The organism is Photobacterium halotolerans DSM 18316 (assembly GCF_000425165.1).
In the GTDB taxonomy this organism is placed as follows: Bacteria; Pseudomonadota; Gammaproteobacteria; order Enterobacterales; family Vibrionaceae; genus Photobacterium; species Photobacterium halotolerans.
The window spans coordinates 19,210-37,085 of sequence record NZ_KE384324.1 but is presented as its reverse complement, the minus strand read 5'-3'; the positions used below and the strand labels follow the sequence as shown (position 1 = coordinate 37,085).

General features: G+C 52.6%; 19 protein-coding genes. 12 read left to right on the top strand and 7 right to left on the bottom strand.

What is annotated here, in order from left to right; genetic code table 11:
• Positions 1 to 194: 194 nt before the first annotated feature.
• Genes rpsF through rplI form a run of 4 tightly spaced genes read left to right on the top strand, consistent with a single transcriptional unit; the run spans position 195 to position 1,627 of the window.
• On the top strand, positions 195 to 584 hold the full coding sequence (gene rpsF, locus H511_RS0120660; protein WP_027254048.1) for a 30S ribosomal protein S6: 390 nt from the start codon (positions 195 to 197) through the stop codon (positions 582 to 584).
• A gap of 7 nt (positions 585 to 591) precedes the next feature.
• Positions 592 to 894, top strand: a complete 303-nt coding sequence (gene priB / locus H511_RS0120655) for a primosomal replication protein N (RefSeq protein ID WP_027254047.1) — start codon at positions 592 to 594, stop codon at positions 892 to 894.
• Positions 895 to 910: 16 nt separating this feature from the next.
• A complete protein-coding gene (rpsR, locus tag H511_RS0120650) occupies positions 911 to 1,138 on the top strand; it encodes a 30S ribosomal protein S18 (protein WP_002539422.1) in 228 nt (75 codons plus the stop codon).
• Between the two features lie 36 nt (positions 1,139 to 1,174).
• The gene (gene rplI, locus H511_RS0120645; RefSeq protein ID WP_027254046.1) at positions 1,175 to 1,627 is read left to right on the top strand and encodes a 50S ribosomal protein L9; all 453 of its coding nucleotides are present in this window, start codon (positions 1,175 to 1,177) and stop codon (positions 1,625 to 1,627) included.
• Positions 1,628 to 1,728: 101 nt separating this feature from the next.
• On the opposite strand, the gene H511_RS0120640 is transcribed toward rplI, so the two are convergent.
• Complete coding sequence (locus tag H511_RS0120640; RefSeq protein ID WP_248616631.1) at positions 1,729 to 2,496, bottom strand: DUF481 domain-containing protein; 768 nt, start codon at positions 2,494 to 2,496, stop codon at positions 1,729 to 1,731.
• 257 nt (positions 2,497 to 2,753) lie between these two features.
• Here H511_RS0120640 and H511_RS0120635 point away from each other — a divergent pair, with 257 nt between their 5' ends.
• Both H511_RS0120635 and alr read left to right on the top strand, forming a co-directional pair.
• Positions 2,754 to 4,154, top strand: coding sequence for a replicative DNA helicase (locus tag H511_RS0120635; protein WP_027254044.1), 1,401 nt, complete (start codon positions 2,754 to 2,756; stop codon positions 4,152 to 4,154).
• 25 nt (positions 4,155 to 4,179) lie between these two features.
• Positions 4,180 to 5,259 carry an alanine racemase gene (alr, locus tag H511_RS0120630; RefSeq protein ID WP_027254043.1) on the top strand — a complete coding sequence of 360 codons (1,080 nt, stop codon included), beginning with the start codon at positions 4,180 to 4,182 and terminating at the stop codon, positions 5,257 to 5,259.
• A 105-nt stretch (positions 5,260 to 5,364) separates the two neighbouring features.
• Here alr and H511_RS0120625 read toward each other — a convergent pair whose 3' ends face one another.
• Entirely contained in the window at positions 5,365 to 6,831 is a 1,467-nt protein-coding gene (locus H511_RS0120625; RefSeq protein WP_027254042.1) for a RimK family protein, read from the bottom strand.
• Positions 6,832 to 6,906: 75 nt separating this feature from the next.
• Between H511_RS0120625 and H511_RS0120620 the strand changes: the two genes are divergently transcribed.
• On the top strand, positions 6,907 to 7,992 hold the full coding sequence (locus H511_RS0120620) for a GNAT family N-acetyltransferase/peptidase C39 family protein (protein ID WP_027254041.1): 1,086 nt from the start codon (positions 6,907 to 6,909) through the stop codon (positions 7,990 to 7,992).
• 47 nt (positions 7,993 to 8,039) lie between these two features.
• Here H511_RS0120620 and H511_RS0120615 read toward each other — a convergent pair whose 3' ends face one another.
• Positions 8,040 to 8,636 carry an NADPH-dependent FMN reductase gene (locus H511_RS0120615; RefSeq protein WP_027254040.1) on the bottom strand — a complete coding sequence of 199 codons (597 nt, stop codon included), beginning with the start codon at positions 8,634 to 8,636 and terminating at the stop codon, positions 8,040 to 8,042.
• Between the two features lie 59 nt (positions 8,637 to 8,695).
• Between H511_RS0120615 and H511_RS24725 the strand changes: the two genes are divergently transcribed.
• Entirely contained in the window at positions 8,696 to 9,001 is a 306-nt protein-coding gene (locus H511_RS24725; RefSeq protein ID WP_155804974.1) for a hypothetical protein, read from the top strand.
• Between the two features lie 221 nt (positions 9,002 to 9,222).
• A complete protein-coding gene (gene pgi, locus H511_RS0120605) occupies positions 9,223 to 10,875 on the top strand; it encodes a glucose-6-phosphate isomerase (RefSeq protein WP_036760151.1) in 1,653 nt (550 codons plus the stop codon).
• Between the two features lie 71 nt (positions 10,876 to 10,946).
• Here pgi and H511_RS0120600 read toward each other — a convergent pair whose 3' ends face one another.
• The 4 genes from H511_RS0120600 to ypfJ all read right to left on the bottom strand — a co-directional run bounded on the left by H511_RS0120600 (position 10,947) and on the right by ypfJ (position 13,597).
• A complete protein-coding gene (locus H511_RS0120600; protein WP_027254038.1) occupies positions 10,947 to 11,156 on the bottom strand; it encodes a cold-shock protein in 210 nt (69 codons plus the stop codon).
• A 249-nt stretch (positions 11,157 to 11,405) separates the two neighbouring features.
• Positions 11,406 to 11,870, bottom strand: a complete 465-nt coding sequence (locus H511_RS0120595; protein WP_027254037.1) for a chemotaxis protein CheX — start codon at positions 11,868 to 11,870, stop codon at positions 11,406 to 11,408.
• Between the two features lie 36 nt (positions 11,871 to 11,906).
• On the bottom strand, positions 11,907 to 12,353 hold the full coding sequence (gene zur / locus H511_RS0120590; RefSeq protein WP_027254036.1) for a zinc uptake transcriptional repressor Zur: 447 nt from the start codon (positions 12,351 to 12,353) through the stop codon (positions 11,907 to 11,909).
• 350 nt (positions 12,354 to 12,703) lie between these two features.
• Positions 12,704 to 13,597, bottom strand: a complete 894-nt coding sequence (gene ypfJ, locus H511_RS0120585) for a KPN_02809 family neutral zinc metallopeptidase (RefSeq protein WP_027254035.1) — start codon at positions 13,595 to 13,597, stop codon at positions 12,704 to 12,706.
• Positions 13,598 to 14,119: 522 nt separating this feature from the next.
• On the opposite strand from ypfJ, the gene H511_RS0120580 reads away from it, so the two are divergent.
• The 3 genes from H511_RS0120580 (at position 14,120) to dusA (ending at position 17,666) form a co-directional block, all read left to right on the top strand.
• A complete protein-coding gene (locus H511_RS0120580) occupies positions 14,120 to 15,697 on the top strand; it encodes a S8 family peptidase (RefSeq protein ID WP_027254034.1) in 1,578 nt (525 codons plus the stop codon).
• A 203-nt stretch (positions 15,698 to 15,900) separates the two neighbouring features.
• Positions 15,901 to 16,305 carry a DUF3597 domain-containing protein gene (locus tag H511_RS0120575; RefSeq protein WP_027254033.1) on the top strand — a complete coding sequence of 135 codons (405 nt, stop codon included), beginning with the start codon at positions 15,901 to 15,903 and terminating at the stop codon, positions 16,303 to 16,305.
• A gap of 332 nt (positions 16,306 to 16,637) precedes the next feature.
• Complete coding sequence (gene dusA / locus H511_RS0120570) at positions 16,638 to 17,666, top strand: tRNA dihydrouridine(20/20a) synthase DusA (protein ID WP_027254032.1); 1,029 nt, start codon at positions 16,638 to 16,640, stop codon at positions 17,664 to 17,666.
• Positions 17,667 to 17,876: the final 210 nt, after the last annotated feature.

Sequence of the window (17,876 nt, the reverse complement as noted above, 5' to 3'; positions counted from 1 at the left end):
CATTCGGGTGGCATTGCTGTCTGCGGTGAAAATAAACACCAGCACAGGGCGATATCGCTGTTCTTTTAGTTGCGCTGAGCGGTGTAATTCTGTACTATCTCGCGCCTAAATTCTCGGTTTTATTTTTTCGTTCCTTGCTTCCCCAGGATAACCGAGCTGAACAGGGAAGCTGAATAATCCGTAAGGAGCAAACCATGCGTCATTACGAAATCGTATTTATGGTGCACCCTGATCAAAGCGAGCAAGTTGCTGGCATGATCGAGCGTTACACTGGTGCTATCAAAGATTCTGGCGGTCAAATCCACCGTCTGGAAGATTGGGGCCGTCGTCAACTGGCTTACCCAATCAACAAACTGCACAAAGCACACTACGTTCTGATGAACGTTGAAGCTGAGCAGTCTGTGGTCGACGAGCTGGAGTCAAGCTTCCGCTTTAACGATGCTGTGATCCGTAACATGATCATGCGCACTAAAGGCGCTATCACTGAGCCATCTCCAATGATGAAGGCTAAAGAAGAGCGTGCCCCACGTCGTGAAGATCGTGCCGATGCACAATCTGAAGGTCACATGGCCGACGCTGAGTAATCATTGAATGACCAATCGTCTGGAGCTGTCTGGCACTGTTGCCAAGCATCCCAAACGAAGCCAGTCCCCGGCGGGCGTTCCTCATTGCCATTTTGTGCTTGAGCATCGTTCCAACCAGGTGGAAGCTGACTTAACACGGCAGGTGTATTGTTACATCAATGTGGTGGTCAGCGGCAAAGGTCAGCAATTACTCACTCATGATTTAGCTGTCGGAAGCAACATTAAAGCCGGGGGATTTATCTCGTGGCAAACCGGCCGGAATGGCATAGGTAAGTTAGTGTTGCATGCCGATCATATTGAAAAAATTTAGTTCAGGAGATAAGCCCATGGCACGTTTCTTCCGTCGTCGTAAGTTCTGCCGTTTTACTGCAGAAGGCGTACAAGAGATTGACTACAAAGATGTAGCCACTCTGAAAAACTACATCACTGAAGCTGGTAAAATCGTACCAAGCCGTATCACAGGTACTCGCGCTAAGTACCAGCGTCAGCTGGCTCGCGCTATCAAGCGTTCACGTTACCTGGCTCTGCTGCCATATACTGACAAGCATCAGTAATAGGCCCGGTTTAATTAAGTTTAAGAGGACAAGATAATGCAAGTTATTCTACTTGATAAAATCGGTAACCTGGGCAGCCTTGGTGATCAGGTAAGCGTTAAAGCTGGTTATGCTCGTAACTTCCTGATCCCTCAGGGTAAAGCAGTTATGGCTACCAAATCTAACGTTGAAATGTTTGAAGCTCGTCGTGCTGAGCTGGAAGCAAAAGTTGCAGAGCAACTGTCTGCTGCTCAAGCTCGCGCTGAGAAAGTTAACGCTCTGGAAGCTGTCGTTATTGCTTCTAAAGCGGGTGACGAAGGCAAACTGTTCGGTTCAATCGGTACTCGTGATATCGCTGATGCAGTAACTGCTGCTGGCGTTGAAGTTGCGAAAAGCGAAGTACGTCTGCCAGAAGGTGCTCTGCGCACTACTGGCGAATATGAGATCAGCCTGCAGCTGCACTCTGACGTATTTGCAACAGTTAAGCTGGAAGTTGTTGCTGCTGAGTAATCAGCACCGGCACTTCTGCGAAAAAACCAGCCTCAGGGCTGGTTTTTTTATGTCCGGAGAACGGCTGTCAGCAGGATGGCGCAGCTCAGTAATGAGGCTGATCAGTAATGAAATAGCAGGTTGATTGTCATGGTACCGTCGCGTTTTTGCAGGCCGTCCGGTACCCAGCTGTTGAACTTCTGAGTGTTGCTGAGCTTGATGGCGATATGCTCTGAGATTGCACTGGTGAGAGACACCTGGGTTTCCAGCGTGCTGTTACTGTTACCGGCTATGCCGGTCAGCCGGACATTCAGTTCGACATCTTTGGACGGTTTCCAGATCCAGCGGGTGCTGCCACGCAGGATCAGCTCATCGACGGTTTCAGGGACTATGATGTCGTCATCGTCTATTTCGTCGATGTTCGGTTCCTGATGCCGGTAACCCGGGCCGGCTTCTATCTCCATCATCATGCTTTCCAGCCGGATCACCCGGTAGCCGATACCGGTTGCCAGGGTGAAATCCCTGAAGTAGGGGCCGTATTTGTCGTCGATATAGCTGGTATTGCCCAGCACATACGCCCGTTCATTAATGATGAAGTCGCTCTGCAATTCGAGCTGGCCTTTGCGTTTTTCTTCCTCACCGTCTTCTTCTGCCAGCAGGTATTTGGCTTCGACCTGCTGACGAAACTGATCTTTGACATAGGTCAGCCCCAGCCGGGTATTGAGCGATTTGGTATTCGAGTTGCCGGAAAGCGACTGGTATCCCAGCTCCAGTTCACTGGACCAGGGCGAGGTGATCGGAGGGAGCTCTGGCACCTCTTCTGCGCTGGCCTCAGCCATCATGAGCAGGCCGGATACCAGCACAGGAAGCAGTATGCATTTATTTGCCACGTGCCCTCCCAACTACTGACACAAGAAACGACGGCTTACACACAAAAAAGTGCAGAAAAGGTGTAGGCGGCGGAGTGTAGCTGAAAAATGTCAGCTGATCGTCAGGATGTTGCGCTATTAGACATAAATTTTGCTGAAGTGCCGTAAGATTGGGCAGCGCAGCTTTTACCGGGTCTTTTTTGTCTGGATGGCTGCCAGCTCGCAGGAATGTTCAGGTATACTAACAGGCCGGATTCAGGTCAAACGTGCAAGTGGTTATGGCAGAGAAAAGTAAACCCAATCGCCCCAAAGACAGTCAGATGGATGCGCTCAAAATGCCGCCTCATTCGCTGGAGGCAGAGCAGTCAGTGCTTGGCGGCCTGCTGCTGGATAATGAGCGCTGGGACAGCGTCGCAGAAAAAGTGGTCGCGCGTGATTTTTACAGCCGTCCGCACCGGATGATTTTTGAGTCTGCCGCCGGGTTGCTGGAATCCGGCCAGCCGCTGGATTTGATCACCCTGTCAGAACGTCTTGAGCTGCATGATCAGCTTGAGGATGTCGGTGGCTTTGCCTACCTGGCCGAGTTAGCCAAGAACACCCCTTCTGCGGCCAATATTACCGCCTATGCTGAGATTGTCAGGGAGCGTGCGCTGATCCGCGACATGATAGGGGTCGCCAACGAGATTGCCGATGCCGGTTATGACCCTCAGGGCAGAACCAGCGTCGATCTGCTCGATATGGCAGAAAGTAAAGTGTTTGCCATTGCCGAGCAGCGTACCAATGAAAATGAAGGTCCGCAGAATGTCGATACCATTCTGGAAAAAACCCTGGAACGTATCGAACTGCTGTATCAGTCGCCTCAGGATGGTGTCACCGGGGTCTCAACCGGCTTTACCGATCTGAATAAGAAAACTGCAGGCCTGCAGGGATCGGATCTGATCATAGTGGCAGCCCGTCCGTCGATGGGTAAAACGACGTTCGCGATGAACCTGTGCGAAAACGCAGCCATGGAGCAGGAAAAGCCGGTGCTGATTTTTTCGCTGGAGATGCCCGCCGAACAAATCATGATGCGTATGTTGGCCTCGCTGTCGCGGGTGGATCAGACCAAGATCCGTACCGGTCAGCTGGACGATGAAGACTGGGCGCGCATTTCGTCGACCATGGGCATACTGATGGAAAAAAAGAACATGTACATTGATGACAGTTCTGGCCTGACCCCGACAGATGTCCGCTCTCGTGCCCGCCGTATTGCCCGTGAACATGGCGGGCTCAGCATGATCATGGTCGATTACCTTCAGCTGATGCGGGTGCCTGGCTTGCAGGATAACCGTACGCTGGAAATTGCCGAGATCTCCCGCTCGCTCAAAGCCCTGGCGAAAGAGCTGAATGTACCTGTGGTGGCGCTGTCTCAGCTTAACCGCTCGCTGGAGCAGCGGGCCGATAAGCGTCCGGTAAACTCGGACTTGCGTGAATCTGGTGCCATCGAGCAGGATGCGGACTTGATCATGTTCATCTACCGTGATGAGGTATATCACGAAGACAGTGCACTGAAAGGCATTGCTGAAATCATCATAGGTAAACAGCGTAACGGCCCCATAGGTAGTGTGCGCCTGACTTTCCAGGGTCAGTTTTCCCGCTTTGACAATTATGCCGGCCCGGCCTTTGATGATGAGTATTAGCGTTAACCCAGCAGCAGGATAATGAATGAAAGCAGCTACCGCCTATATTGATACCCGGGCTTTGCGCCAGAACCTGAGTCTGATCAGACAGCAGGCGCCCGGCTGCAAGTTGCTCGCCATGGTCAAAGCCAATGGTTACGGACACGGTCTGGAGCAGGTTGCTACCGGGCTGCCGGATGCCGACGGCTTTGGTGTCGCGAGGATTGAGGAAGCCCTCTCGCTGCGCGCCTGTGGGGTGGTGAAACCGATTCTTCTGATGGAAGGTTTTTACTCGCCGTCGGATCTGCCTGTGCTGGTGACCAATAATATTCAGACCGTGGTCCACACCATAGAGCAGTTGGAAGCTCTGGAGCAGGCAGTGCTGGAGATGCCGGTGAAAGTCTGGCTCAAAATTGACAGCGGCATGCATCGTCTCGGCGTGCGTCCGGAAGAGTTCCAGGCATTTGTCGATCGCCTGCATGCCAGCCCGAATGTGGCCCAGCCGCTGCGGTATATGAGTCATTTTGCCTGTGCCGATGAGCTGGACAGCCCGGTGACAGACAGCCAGATCCAGACTTTTATGTCGCTGACGCAAGGCTGCCGGGGGGAGCGCTCTCTGGCCAATTCCGCGGGTATTCTGGCCTGGCCGGACAGCCATCTGGAGTGGATTCGTCCTGGTATTATCATGTATGGCATTTCGCCGTTCGCCGATAAGACGCACTCTGCCGAAGCCTTTGGTATGCAGCCGGTGATGACACTGACCTCCAGTGTGATTGCGGTGCGGACACTCAAGCAAGGGGAAGCGGTCGGTTATGGCGGCATCTGGGTCAGCGAGCGGGATACCAAAATCGGCGTGGTGGCCATAGGTTATGGCGACGGTTATCCGCGCACCGCGCCGAATGGCACGCCTGTGCTGATCAACGGCCGCTGGGTGCCGATTGCAGGTCGGGTCTCTATGGATATGCTGACGGTCGATCTGGGGCCGGATGCCACCGATTGCGTGGGCGATGAAGCGGTATTATGGGGGCAGGGATTACCTGCCGAGGTGGTGGCCGAGCATGTCGGTACCATAGCGTACGAACTGGTGACCAAGCTGACATCGCGCGTGGCCATGGCGTACCGATAATGAGTCAGTATTGATGCCGGCAAGTTATACGCTGTTGGCCGGTGTCCTCATTGAACAAAGGAATGAAAACGCACAAGGCGGGTCACTGGCCCGCCTTGTCTGTTATCAAAAGCCGCGCAGCTGAATGCGGCGCAGAAACTCTGTCATCACCCGGTCGTAGAGCAGATCGCCAAGGAAAGCATCTTCGACTTTATGATCGATACTCGGGTTGTCGTTCACTTCTATCACCACCACCTGGCCATTCACTTCCTTCAGATCGACGCCGTACAGACCTGCACCAATCTGGTTGGCGGCTTTGAGCGCCACCTCGATCACGTTCTTTGGCACCTGTTTCAAATCCAGGGTTTCAAAGCCGCCCGAGGTGACCCGGCCGCTGTTGTGGTGCTGGTAAATCTGCCAGTGGCCGCGGCTCATGTAATACTTACAGGCAAACAGCGGCTGACGGTTGAGGATACCAATCCGCCAGTCAAAATCTGTCGGCAGAAACTCCTGGGCCAGAATCAGCGTACTGCGCGCAAACAGGGCCTCCATTTGGGTCAGCAATTCTTCCCGGTTTTTGACTTTTACCACGCCGACAGAAAAAGCACCGTCCGGCACTTTGAGTACCATAGGAAAACCTATGTCGTTTTCAGCCTGTTCGAGCCAGTTAGGATCGAAGCTTTTCAGCACCACACTTTTCGGGGTCGGGACTTTGTGCAAGCGCAACAATTCGGTGAGAAATACCTTGTTGGTGCATTTCATGATCGACTCCGGATCGTCCATCACGATCAGGCCCAGCTTCTCCGCCGTTTTGGCAAAACGGTAAGTGAAGTTACCGATATTGGTGGTGGCACGGATGAACAGGCCGTCAAATTCGCCCAGCCGCGACAGATCATCCGGGGTAATGGCCTGCAGCCGCATGCCCAGGCGCTTGGCGGCTTTCTTAAAGTTATGCAGGGCTGCGCTGTCTGACGGCGGCATCTTTTCGTTCGGATCGACTAGCAAGGCCAGATCGTAGCGTGCATTCTTGCTCGGCTTGGGTGAGCGCCACACCTTGTTGGAAAAGCGCTCCAGTGCCTCGGCAAACAAATCCTGCTCAGGATCCGTCAAATCCTGAAACGGGAACGGCGTGATCTGATCGACCTGCCAGTGCGAATCGGAGCGGCGGATGATCACTTTAATCACAGGCACCATAAAGTGCTCGAACAGGCGGCGCGCCATTTTTTCAAAACCGGGCACTTTGGACTGACCAAAGTAAATTTTTTCTTCGAGCTGATCCCCAGACGACTGCAACTGGTGCGCAAAGGCTTTTTCCAGCTGGTCTGACGGTACCGACAACAGGAAGGGCTGAGACAAGTCATTAATCGTCATCACACGGGGAATTACCCTGTGCCCGCGGGCTTCGGCCATCAGCGAACAGTAATAACCGCTGCTCATATAACCGTAGTCGCGGCACAGGTTTATGACCTGAGTGGCTTTGTTTTCACAAAACGCACCCTGCTGCAAATATGTGTCGACAGTGACAACCCTGTCAGAGGGAAAATACTGCCGCCAGTCACTGTCGTTGTCGGTAATAATGAGGACTTTTGTCATCTTTTTCTTCACCTATAGCCTTACGGCTAATTTTGGGATTAAATCGAACTAGTCCACTCAAGCGTGAATAAGTCCATGATAGTCCGTATTGCACAGCTTTATGCTCTAGATAGTTTAAATGCTCTGGAGGCTCAGCTTTTTGACGGGGATCGTATTTCACCCCGTCAGATGCGGCGGTTTATTAAATCGCCCCAGAGCGTGCTGTTTGTCGCGGAAGATGAAGGCCGGATAGCTGGCTATGGGCTGGTGTTATTTCACCGGGGCACCCAGCTGGCGCGGTTGTATTCCCTTGCCGTCGATCCCGTTTATCGAGGCAGGCACATTGCTCAGCAGTTATTGTCTGCCTGTGAAGCGGCGGCACTGGAAAACGGTTTCAATACATTAAGGCTGGAAGTGCGCAATGACAATGTTGCGGCGCGAAATCTTTATGAAAAATGCGGTTATAAACCATTAAAAATTTTAATCCATTATTACGATGATCTGGCCGATGGCGTCAGGATGCAAAAACGTCTGAGTCCTATGGAAGCTAAGCACTTGCTACCGCTTCCTTTGTATGTACAGACCACGCCATTCACCTGTGGCCCGGCATGCTTAATGATGAGCCTGTCTTATCTGGATTCGGCCTTTCAGCCCAGCCGTCAGATCGAGATGCAGCTGTGGCGGGAGGCCACCACTATCTTCATGGCATCGGGCCACGGCGGGTGCAGCGGGCAGGGGCTGGCACTGGCGGCGCACCGGCGCGGGTGCAAAGTGGAATTGTGGGCGCAGTCGCTGTCCACGCCTTTTATCGACAGTGTTCGCGATCCCAGGAAAAAGGACATTATCGAGCTGGTCCATCAGGATTTTTGTCAGCAGTTGGACGAGGCCGGTGTGCCTGTAGTGGATGCCATGCCGGCGGTCAGTCAGATTGAAGACTGGCTGAAACAGGGCTGCTGTTTGCTGATGCTGATCAGCACCTATCGCTTTAACGGCTGCAAAGAGCCGCACTGGATTGTGCTGAGCGGCGTCAGTGAACAGTTCTTTTTCTTTCATGACCCCTTTGCCGAAGACAAGGCAGACAGCAGCCATCGTGCTCATATCCCGCTCAATAAAGCCGGGCTGAGCCAGATCCTCGGGTTTGGCCGCCAGAAACAGACGGCCTGTGTGGTGATTAAACCCTAGCGGGCTCTGGATTGTTTCATGGCAGCAAAGGGGCATGATGGTTTTTGTCACATGCCGAACGGGAAATCTTTCATCCCCTGTTGCAGTTCTTCTCGCACCGGGCTTAAGGCTCTGGCATAGGCTGCCAGAGATTTGATGGTATATCTCGCCCGGCCGTCGAACCGCTCATCACTGACGGCTTGGTCCGCTGCCAGCAGAGTTTCACAGTCGCGGAAGATCAAATGATCCGGGATGAAACATGCGTGGTTGTTCTTACTGCCTGTCATGCGCAGCTCACTGATAGGGTAGACACCGTTTACGCTTGCGGAAACACTGACCAGCAGTACCGGCTTGTGACCCAGTTCTGCCGAGGTGCACAGCAACAGGAAATTTTTGAGGGCCGGGGTTGCCATGCCGTGCCATTCCGGTGTGATCAGTACCACCGCATCCGATGTTTTCAGCCCTTCAGCGAGCACCCGCCAGCCACTCCATTCATCGCTGCCACTCCAGACCCCTTCATTCCACAGCGGCAGATTAAGGGTACTCAAATCCATGATCTCTGTTTCCTCGAACCCTTGCTCATCGGCCAGAGTCTGTAAATAGGCTGCCGCCTTCATGCTGTATGATTGTTCGCGGTGGCTGCCTGAAATAATGCTGAGTTTCATGGTTCTTTTCCTTTTGTCATTTCTGCGGACGGGTTCAGTGATTGAAAAGAGATAGCTCTATGAAAAGTATCTTTTATCAAAGATACTTAACTAAAGATAAGCCTGATAAATCTTTTTATCAAGTATCTTTTAATCAAAATAATCAGTTCTGGTACGACACAGTGATGAATAAGAGCCATGGCTGGCGCTCTGATCAGGCAGGTAGCTGGATTAAGAGGGTTACTGATCCGGCAGCATCATTTTTAATCTGTTGTTCAATTTCATCAGCCATGGTCAGGAAATCAGGGCAGGATGCATCCGGGTGCTGCTGCATTTTAAGCTGGCAGTCGCTTTTCTCTCTTTATTTCTTTCAGACTGCAGGATAATTTCCTATAGTTTAGCGGCTGTAGACGATTCGCCGAAAGCGTGACCTGGAGCAAGGCAGGTAGGGCGGTGGCGGCGGCATAATTAACAATAAGTTGTAAAATTACCAAAATATCGCCATGCTTATGGCCAGTTTGGCTGTGCAAACGCCGTTGAATTGGATATTCACTGCCGCACCACCGGTTGTGCTGTAGTGAAAAAATAACACATCAGGAACGTCATTATGTTGAAAAACATTAACCCCACGCAAACAACTGCCTGGCAGGCACTGACTGCCCATTTTGAACAGGCACAGGATCTTCAGCTCAGCGAGCTGTTTGCTAAAGACTCATCACGTTTCGAGACGTTTTCCGCGGCGTTCGGCAACGATATCCTGCTGGATTATTCAAAGAACCTGATCACGGAAGAAACGCTGGCCAGGCTGTTTGAGCTGGCTGAACAGACCGAACTGAAAACCGCCATAGCGTCTATGTTCAGCGGTGAAAAAATTAACCGCACCGAAGATCGTGCCGTGCTGCATGTCGCGCTGCGTAACCGCAGCAATACACCTGTGCTGGTGGACGGCGAAGATGTAATGCCGCATGTGAATGCTGTGCTGGCGAAAATGCAGCAGTTCTCCGACCGTATTATTGGCGGTGACTGGAAAGGGTACACAGGCAAAGCGATTACCGATGTGGTCAATATCGGCATCGGCGGCTCTGATCTGGGCCCTTACATGGTGTCGGAAGCACTGGCGCCGTACAAAACCCGTCTCAACCTGCATTTTGTCTCTAACGTGGACGGCACCCATATTGCCGAGACCCTGAAGGGGCTGAACCCGGAAACGACCCTGTTCCTGGTGGCGTCAAAAACCTTCACCACTCAGGAAACCATGACCAATGCCCATTCGGCGCGTGACTGGTTTCTGGCTGAAGCCAAAGATCCAGCGCATGTGGCGAAACACTTTGCTGCACTGTCGACCAATGCCGATGCGGTGTCCGCCTTTGGTATTGATACTGACAATATGTTTGAGTTCTGGGACTGGGTCGGCGGCCGTTATTCACTGTGGTCAGCGATTGGTTTGTCGATCTGCCTGGCTGTGGGTTACGAGCATTTTGAAGAGCTGCTGGCCGGTGCGCATGCGATGGACAAGCATTTTGCCCAGACACCGCTGACCGAGAATCTGCCGGTCATTCTGGCGCTGATTGGCCTGTGGTATAACAATTTCTTCGGTGCTGAATCCGAAGCTATTCTGCCTTACGATCAGTACATGCACCGTTTTGCGGCTTACTTCCAGCAGGGCAACATGGAATCGAACGGTAAGTATGTTGACCGCGGCGGCAATCCTGTGGATTATCAGACCGGGCCTATCATCTGGGGTGAGCCGGGCACTAACGGTCAGCATGCGTTTTATCAGCTGATCCATCAGGGCACTAAGCTGATCCCGTGTGATTTTATTGCCCCGGCAATCAGCCACAATCCGCTGGGTGATCACCACCCTAAACTGATGGCAAACTTCTTTGCCCAGACCGAAGCGCTGGCATTCGGTAAAACCCGCGCGCAGGTGGAAGCGGAATTCACCGCGGCAGGTAAAACACCGGAGGAAGCGGCAGAGCTGGCGCCATTTAAAGTGTTCGAAGGTAACCGCCCGACCAACTCGATTCTGGTCAAGCAAGTGACCCCGTATACCCTGGGCGCGCTGATCGCGATGTACGAGCATAAGATCTTCACTCAAGGCGTGATTTGGAATATCTACAGCTTCGATCAGTGGGGCGTTGAGCTGGGTAAACAGCTGGCTAATCAGATTCTGCCGGAACTGGCGGACAACGCACCGGTGAGCAGCCATGACAGCTCGACCAATGGCCTGATCAATACCTTTAAGCAATGGCGTCAGTAATCCAGCCGGAAGCCTGAAATGATAAAACGCCGCTTTTGCGGCGTTTTTCTTAGTTGCGGCATGCCTTAGGGTTAAGACAGGGCGACCACTTCGCTGGCTTGTGGGCCTTTCTGGCCGTCAGTAACGATAAACTCAACATTTTGGCCCTCTCTCAGGGTACGACGTCCCTGAGCCTGAATGGCGCTGAAGTGAACAAAAACATCTTTGCCATCAGCAGCAGAGATAAAACCAAAACCTTTATCATCGTTGAACCATTTAACGGTTCCTGTCAGTTTGCTCATTTGACGATCTTTCCTTTGTAATCTATTCCTTGCGTTACCCGAAGGCAGGCAACACGAATGCTATTAACAGGTATCTTTATAGGTGAGTAGATGCCTAAATAGCATTTCCAGTCTAGATCGTAACCGGAAGGCGGGGCAATGATTTATGCGTTATTTATGCAAAAAGAGTGAAAGAGTTACGCATAGTCACGCCAATAGGTCAGGCCAGTTCGCACTGGCCTGCAGAAAAAGAGGTGGTGTTTGAAAGCGTTAGCGGTCGAAGCTGATTTCGATGAAGGCTTTGCCGTATTCAGATTCAAACGGCATGATAATGATCGCCCCTTCGCTCTTGTGCGTGATGGTGTGGCCGCGGCCAGACACAACAGCGGGCGTGGCCATTTCAAAGTCGTAGCCTTTTTCAGACAGAATACGCTTGGCGCCACCTGTGACCATATTGGTGATCTCGCCAACCATATCGGTCACTTCATCATTGATGCCATTTGGCCGTTCACCCAGCATGCGCTGCATGATTTCCAGCGCGAGGCCTTCATCAAAGGTAATGGACATCGAACCTCTGGTCTGCGGGCCAATCATACCAATCAGGCCAGATACATCACCGCGGGCGACTTCATCTTTTTTCAGCAGAGGTTTTTGCGGGGCCAGCTCCATTGACGCCATGGTCTTGAGCACATTCAGCAGAGAGGCCAGAAACGGGTTTACAAATTCTGCTCGCATAGGATCTGGATTGCCTTGTTGTTGTTCAGAAACGGACTACTTCTTATGTTGGCATGCTTGGCACACACCGTGGCTTTCAACCACATGGTGAGAAATCTGAAAGCCCTGTTGTTGTGCCTTTAGTTTTAGCATTTTAGCCAATTCATCGTCGTGACATTCCTCCACATGACTGCATTCATCGCAAATTAATAGCTGTGAACAATGAGAGGCATGGTCCAACAGATTGCAGGCGATATAACTGTTTGTCGACTCGACTTTATGGACAAAGCCCTGGGCCAGCAGAAAGTCGAGTGCGCGGTACACAGTGGGAGGCTTGGCCTGAGGTTCAGTTTCCCGAAGCAAATCAAGCAGCTCGTAAGCACTGATTGAACTTTGGCGCTCAACAATCAGTTCCAGTACTTTCTGGCGTTGCGGGGTCAGCCGGACTCCACGTTTATCACAGAGTGTTTGGGCCTGATTCAGCAGTTGCATATGATTTGCCATACTTCCTCAAAAAAAGCGACTAGCGTCATAGTCTATCATAGCATTTCAAAAACCTAGCTCTGAGAGACATAATCCAGCACGGATGGACAAAATTTTCGTGTAACTGATCACATTCGCATCAGCGGTTAAGTCGCTGACGGTATAAGCGATTGGGTCACTGACTGGTTTGTAAGTCAAAAGTTGCCGCTATTTCCGGACATGGTTCCTGCAGCGTCGGCGCTCATCTGTTATCGCCGCCACCCTGAACAATGCGAGGCAAAGTGTATGCACAAACCGTTAAATGGCAAGCAGGACTTAGGGACCTGGCCGATCTTTTCAGGGCCAGCATGTCGTCTGGCCCCGGATCAGCGTTATTGCAGGTTCTGGAAGGTGTCGCAGTCGTTCGGGTTGCCGCTTTCAAACCCTTTGCGGAACCAGCTCGAACGCTGCTCAGAGGTACCGTGGGTAAAGGCATCTGGCTGAACGGCCTGGCCCGCCATTTCCTGCAGTCGGTCGTCACCCACTGAGCTGGCGGCTTTCAACCCCTCTTCAATGTCGCCGGGCTCCAGCAACTGCATGTCATTGTGGACATAGTAGCCCCAGACCCCGGCATAGCAGTCGGCCTGAAGTTCAAGCATCACGCTCAAGCGATTGGCTTCGGTTTCGCTGGCCTGCTGCTGCATCTGGGCGACCTGTTTGTTGGTACCCAGCACATTTTGCACATGATGACCCACCTCGTGCGCTATCACATAGGCAAACGCGAAATCGCCGGGCGCCCCCAGTTTTTTCAGCTCATCCATGAAGCTGAGATCCAGGTAAACCTTGCTGTCCGCCGGACAGTAAAACGGCCCGGACTGCGCCTGACCCATGCCGCAGCCTGTCTGGGTGATATTGTTGTACAACACCAGCTGTGGTTCTGGATACTGGCCGTCGAGCAGTTTGCTCCACACGGTTTCTGTGGTACCCAGAATCGCCGCGACAAACTGAGCCTCTTCGTCACTGGCCGGTACGCCACCGGTTTGTGCGCCTCCCTGTTGCTGCATCGCCCCGGAACCGGGCTGCACATCCATCATCCCGGCACCGCCGGTAAGATACTGGTAAGCCAGGTATATCCCGCCGACAACCAGAATAAGTTTACCTACTTTGGTTTTGAGCAGAAAAGGGAGAAAACGCAGCAATCCAGCAACCGCCATCCCGGAGGGAGCTGGCCCCTGACCGCGTCTGTCATCAATGTTGGTACTTTGTTTGGTCTTGCGCCAGCGCATAGGTTTTCCTCTGAGTCGTGAAGAGGTTCTCACCAAGTCTGAACGAAAAGCGCACATTTTGCCTGTTACACCCTGAGACGGGTCGGTCTTTTTATTCAGCAGCACAACACACTGTTCAATTAGCCGAGATCTTCTGTTTTGCAAATTTGAGCAAAATCAGCATTTTGGTCTGCTGTAAAGCCTGAGCTCTGTAACCTTATGGCTAATTTCTGTTATTTAATGATTAACTTAATGAAATATAACCACTATTGATCAGATTTTTTACCTGTTCGGATTTGTTTACATCCTTCCTGTATCTGATTAAGTCCACGACTATGGCCGGATAACGATATAAAAACAGCAAGTTACTTATGCCTTGTGATGAGTCTCAACTTGGATGTAACCACGCATCTCTCTGTTTCATTCGAGAATTTCGGTATTTTCATCTTATGTATAAGGGCTTAGTTGCGTATAGGTTTTAACTGTGCCTGATGTGAGGGGTAGGCAATTCCAAGTAACGGACAAACATAAAAAGGAAGAACAATGTTTAAGACAATGCTAGGTTGCTGTATCACGTCTGCGCTGGTGTTAGCCAGTGCTGCTATTCAGGCTGAAGACTCACCGTTTGCAGCCAGTTCAGAGCCACAGGCCAGGCTGATCACCGCGGCACCTGAGAAGGCCGTCGCTAATCAGTATATCGTGGTGTTAAAAGAGCCGGCGTATATCGCCAATGATATTGCCGCGCGTGCCGAATTTGTGGCCCGTACTGTTGAGTCTATCAGCACACTTCATGCCGTGACTGCTGAAAGGGTGTTCGATTCTGCCCTGAGCGGCTTTGTCGCTGAGCTGACGACAGAGCAACTCAAGGCTCTTCGTCAGGATAATCAGGTTGACTATATAGAGCAGGATCAGCGGATTTCACTCGATCCGGTTTTCCCCGAAGCTTTTGATGCCCAGCAGACCAATGCCACCTGGGGTCTGGACCGCGTGGATCAGCGCAATCTGCCGCTGGACGGTAATTTTGTCACCCAATATAACGGCGCAGGCGTGACGGCGTACGTCATTGATACCGGTGTTACAACTACCCATGCCGAGTTCGGCGGCCGTGCCCGTTCCGGCTACGATTTCGTCGATAACGACAGCAATGCCACCGACTGTAATGGTCACGGTACCCATGTTGCCGGCACCATTGGCGGTACGCGCTACGGTGTGGCGAAGAACGTCAGCCTGGTCGGGGTGCGGGTACTGAGCTGCAGCGGTTCGGGTACTACCTCAGGGGTGATTGCCGGGGTGGACTGGGTGAAGCAGAATGCCACTGGCCCTTCTGTGGCGAATATGAGTCTGGGCGGCGGCATTTCGACCGCACTGGACAGCGCCATCAACAGCGCGGTGAATTCAGGCGTCAGCTTTATGCTGGCAGCGGGGAATGAGAATCAGGATGCTTGTAATGTTTCACCCGCCCGGGTGGCAAATGGCGTCACTGTCGGCTCGACAACCAGCTCTGATCAGCGTTCCAGCTTTTCTAACTGGGGCAGCTGTGTCGACATTTTTGCCCCGGGATCCTCCATTACCTCCGCCTGGTATGACGGCAGCTATAAAACCATCAGCGGAACGTCCATGGCGACACCGCACGTGGCCGGTATCGGCGCGTTGTATCTGGATGAATACCCGAACCTGACTCCCGCTCAGCTCAGTCAGCTTCTGGCCCAGCGCGGCACCACAGGTAAAGTGAGTGATCCGCGCAACAGCCTTAATCTGCTGGCTTACAGCGGTACAGATAATGGCGGCGGCGATCCGGGTACCCCGTCAGACGGCAAACTGGAAAACGGTCAGGTGCTCAGTGGCCTGAGCGGGACGTCCGGCAGTGAGCAGCATTACTACATTGATGTCACCGCAGGACGTACCCTGACGGTTCGCACCTCTGGCGGAACAGGAACAGGGGATGCCGATCTGTATGTCCGCTTCGGGCAGAAAGCCACCAAATCCAGCTGGGATTGCCGGCCTTACCGCGCAGGCAACAGCGAAACCTGTTCGATCACCCCCACTCAGTCTGGTCGCTACCACATCATGCTCAATGGCTATAACGCTTTCGGCAGCCTGTCGCTGCAGGCCAGCTTCTGAGTCGTTATCACGAATAAAATCATTATTGCCGCGCCCAGGACAAGGACGTTCAGGGCGCTTTTTTGTTAACCCGTTGCCAGTCGTTGAAATGCGACGCTCTGCAGCGAATAACCCGACTAGCTTTAATGAAGCTGAGCGAGCACTTCTGCCGCTCTGTTTTGCCTGTCATTCGCAATCCGGCCAACACCGGTTAAGGAGCAGTAATGGGTTTGTTCAACGATATTCTCAACAAGCTTGGCTTTGGAAAAAAGTCGCCCCAGACACCAACGCCATCTGCCAACGTCACATTTGCCCCCGATGAAACACCAGCACCCGCCTCTCCGGCTGAGCCAGCCGCTCCGGCCATGGAAACTGTTGATGTGGTCGCCAAACTGGAAGCTATGGCGACCGGCCATCCGGAAGCACTGAACTGGAAAACCTCTATTGTCGATCTGCTGAAACTGCTGGGTCTCGACAGCAGCCTGTCGGCCCGCAAAGAACTGGCGACTGAACTGGGCTGCCCCGCAGACAAAATGGCCGACTCCGCCCAAATGAATATGTGGCTGCATAAAACCGTGCTGCAGAAACTGGCCGACAACGGTGGTAACGTGCCGGATGAGCTGCTGTGACTGAATAAGTAAAAATCGTTTTCTGCATAACCCATCAGCCCCGGACTGACGTGGGCTGATTTGGGTCGTGCCCCCTGAACGACTATCTTTGACCGCTTAGGCTGCCTGAGGCCTGCTTGGCGTGGCGCCTTTTTCCTGATCATTTTGTATTCTGCATGTATAATACGCCCCTGCTTTTTAACGAACACAGTTGCTTTGTACCGCCTGTTATCGCTCTCGGGTGTTGTTTTCGACGATGAATGAAGCGAGATGGTCCTGCTCTGGAAGGGGGACGGCGAGGGTACAGTGAACGGAATTCGGGCAATTTCAATTGAAGTGACAGGAAATTCAGAATGACGCGACACACTGAAAATACTCAGGAAAATCACAGCCTCGCTGGCGAACACCCTTCATGCCGTTTTTCTGTGGCACCTATGTTGGACTGGACGGATCGTCACTGCCGTTATTTCCACCGACTGTTGTCGCAGCATGCGTTGCTGTACACCGAGATGGTGACGACCGGGGCGATTATTCATGGTAAGGGTGATTTTCTGAGCTTTAACGAGGAAGAGCATCCGGTGGCGTTGCAACTGGGCGGCTCGAACCCCGCGGATCTGGCGCATTGTGCCAAGCTGGCGCAGGAGCGCGGGTACGATGAAGTGAACCTGAATGTCGGTTGCCCGTCGGATCGTGTGCAGAATGGCCGTTTTGGTGCGTGCCTGATGGGCGAGGCGGATCTGGTGGCTTTGTGTGTGTCGGCCATGCGTGAAGTGGTGGATATTCCGGTGACGGTGAAAACCCGGATTGGTATTGATGAGCAGGATTCCTATCAGTTCCTGGCAGATTTTGTCGGTACTGTGTCTGAAAAAGGCGGTTGCGATAATTTCACTATTCATGCCCGTAAAGCCTGGCTGAGCGGTCTGAGCCCGAAAGAAAACCGTGAAATCCCGCCGCTGGATTACCCGCGTGTCTATCAGCTGAAGAAAGATTTTCCGCACCTGACCATGGCGATTAACGGCGGGGTGAAAACGCTGGCCGAGATCGAATCCCACCTGGCTCACCTTGATGGGGTGATGGTCGGGCGTGAAGCGTATCAGAATCCGTATATGCTGGCGGAGCTGGATCAGCAGTTATTCGGCAGCGCGCGTCCCATCATTAAGCGCCGCGAGGTGGTTGAAGCTATGTATCCGTATATTGAGCGTCAGCTGGCGAACGGTTCGTATCTGGGTCACATTACCCGTCATATGCTGGGGTTGTTCCAGAATATGCCGGGCGCACGCCAGTGGCGCCGGCACATCAGCGAAAATGCCCACAAGCCGGGGTCGGGTATAGAAGTGGTTCAGCAGGCGCTGGATAAGATTCCCGCCCATCTGGATGTGTGATTAGCCTGCAAGATATAGTGAGTTTAACCACTCGTTATCGTCAAATTTGCTAACTTAGCCTGTAACGCCGCGAGCTGATAACGCGGCGTTTTTGTATCTGCTTGAAAAATAAGTGTTTGTTTGATGGCTGAATGTTGGCCCGAAACCTGCGGTTAACTTGCAGTAAAGCAGGAAGGGGCAGAACGGGTTCTGTTCCCTGCGGATGTGAGC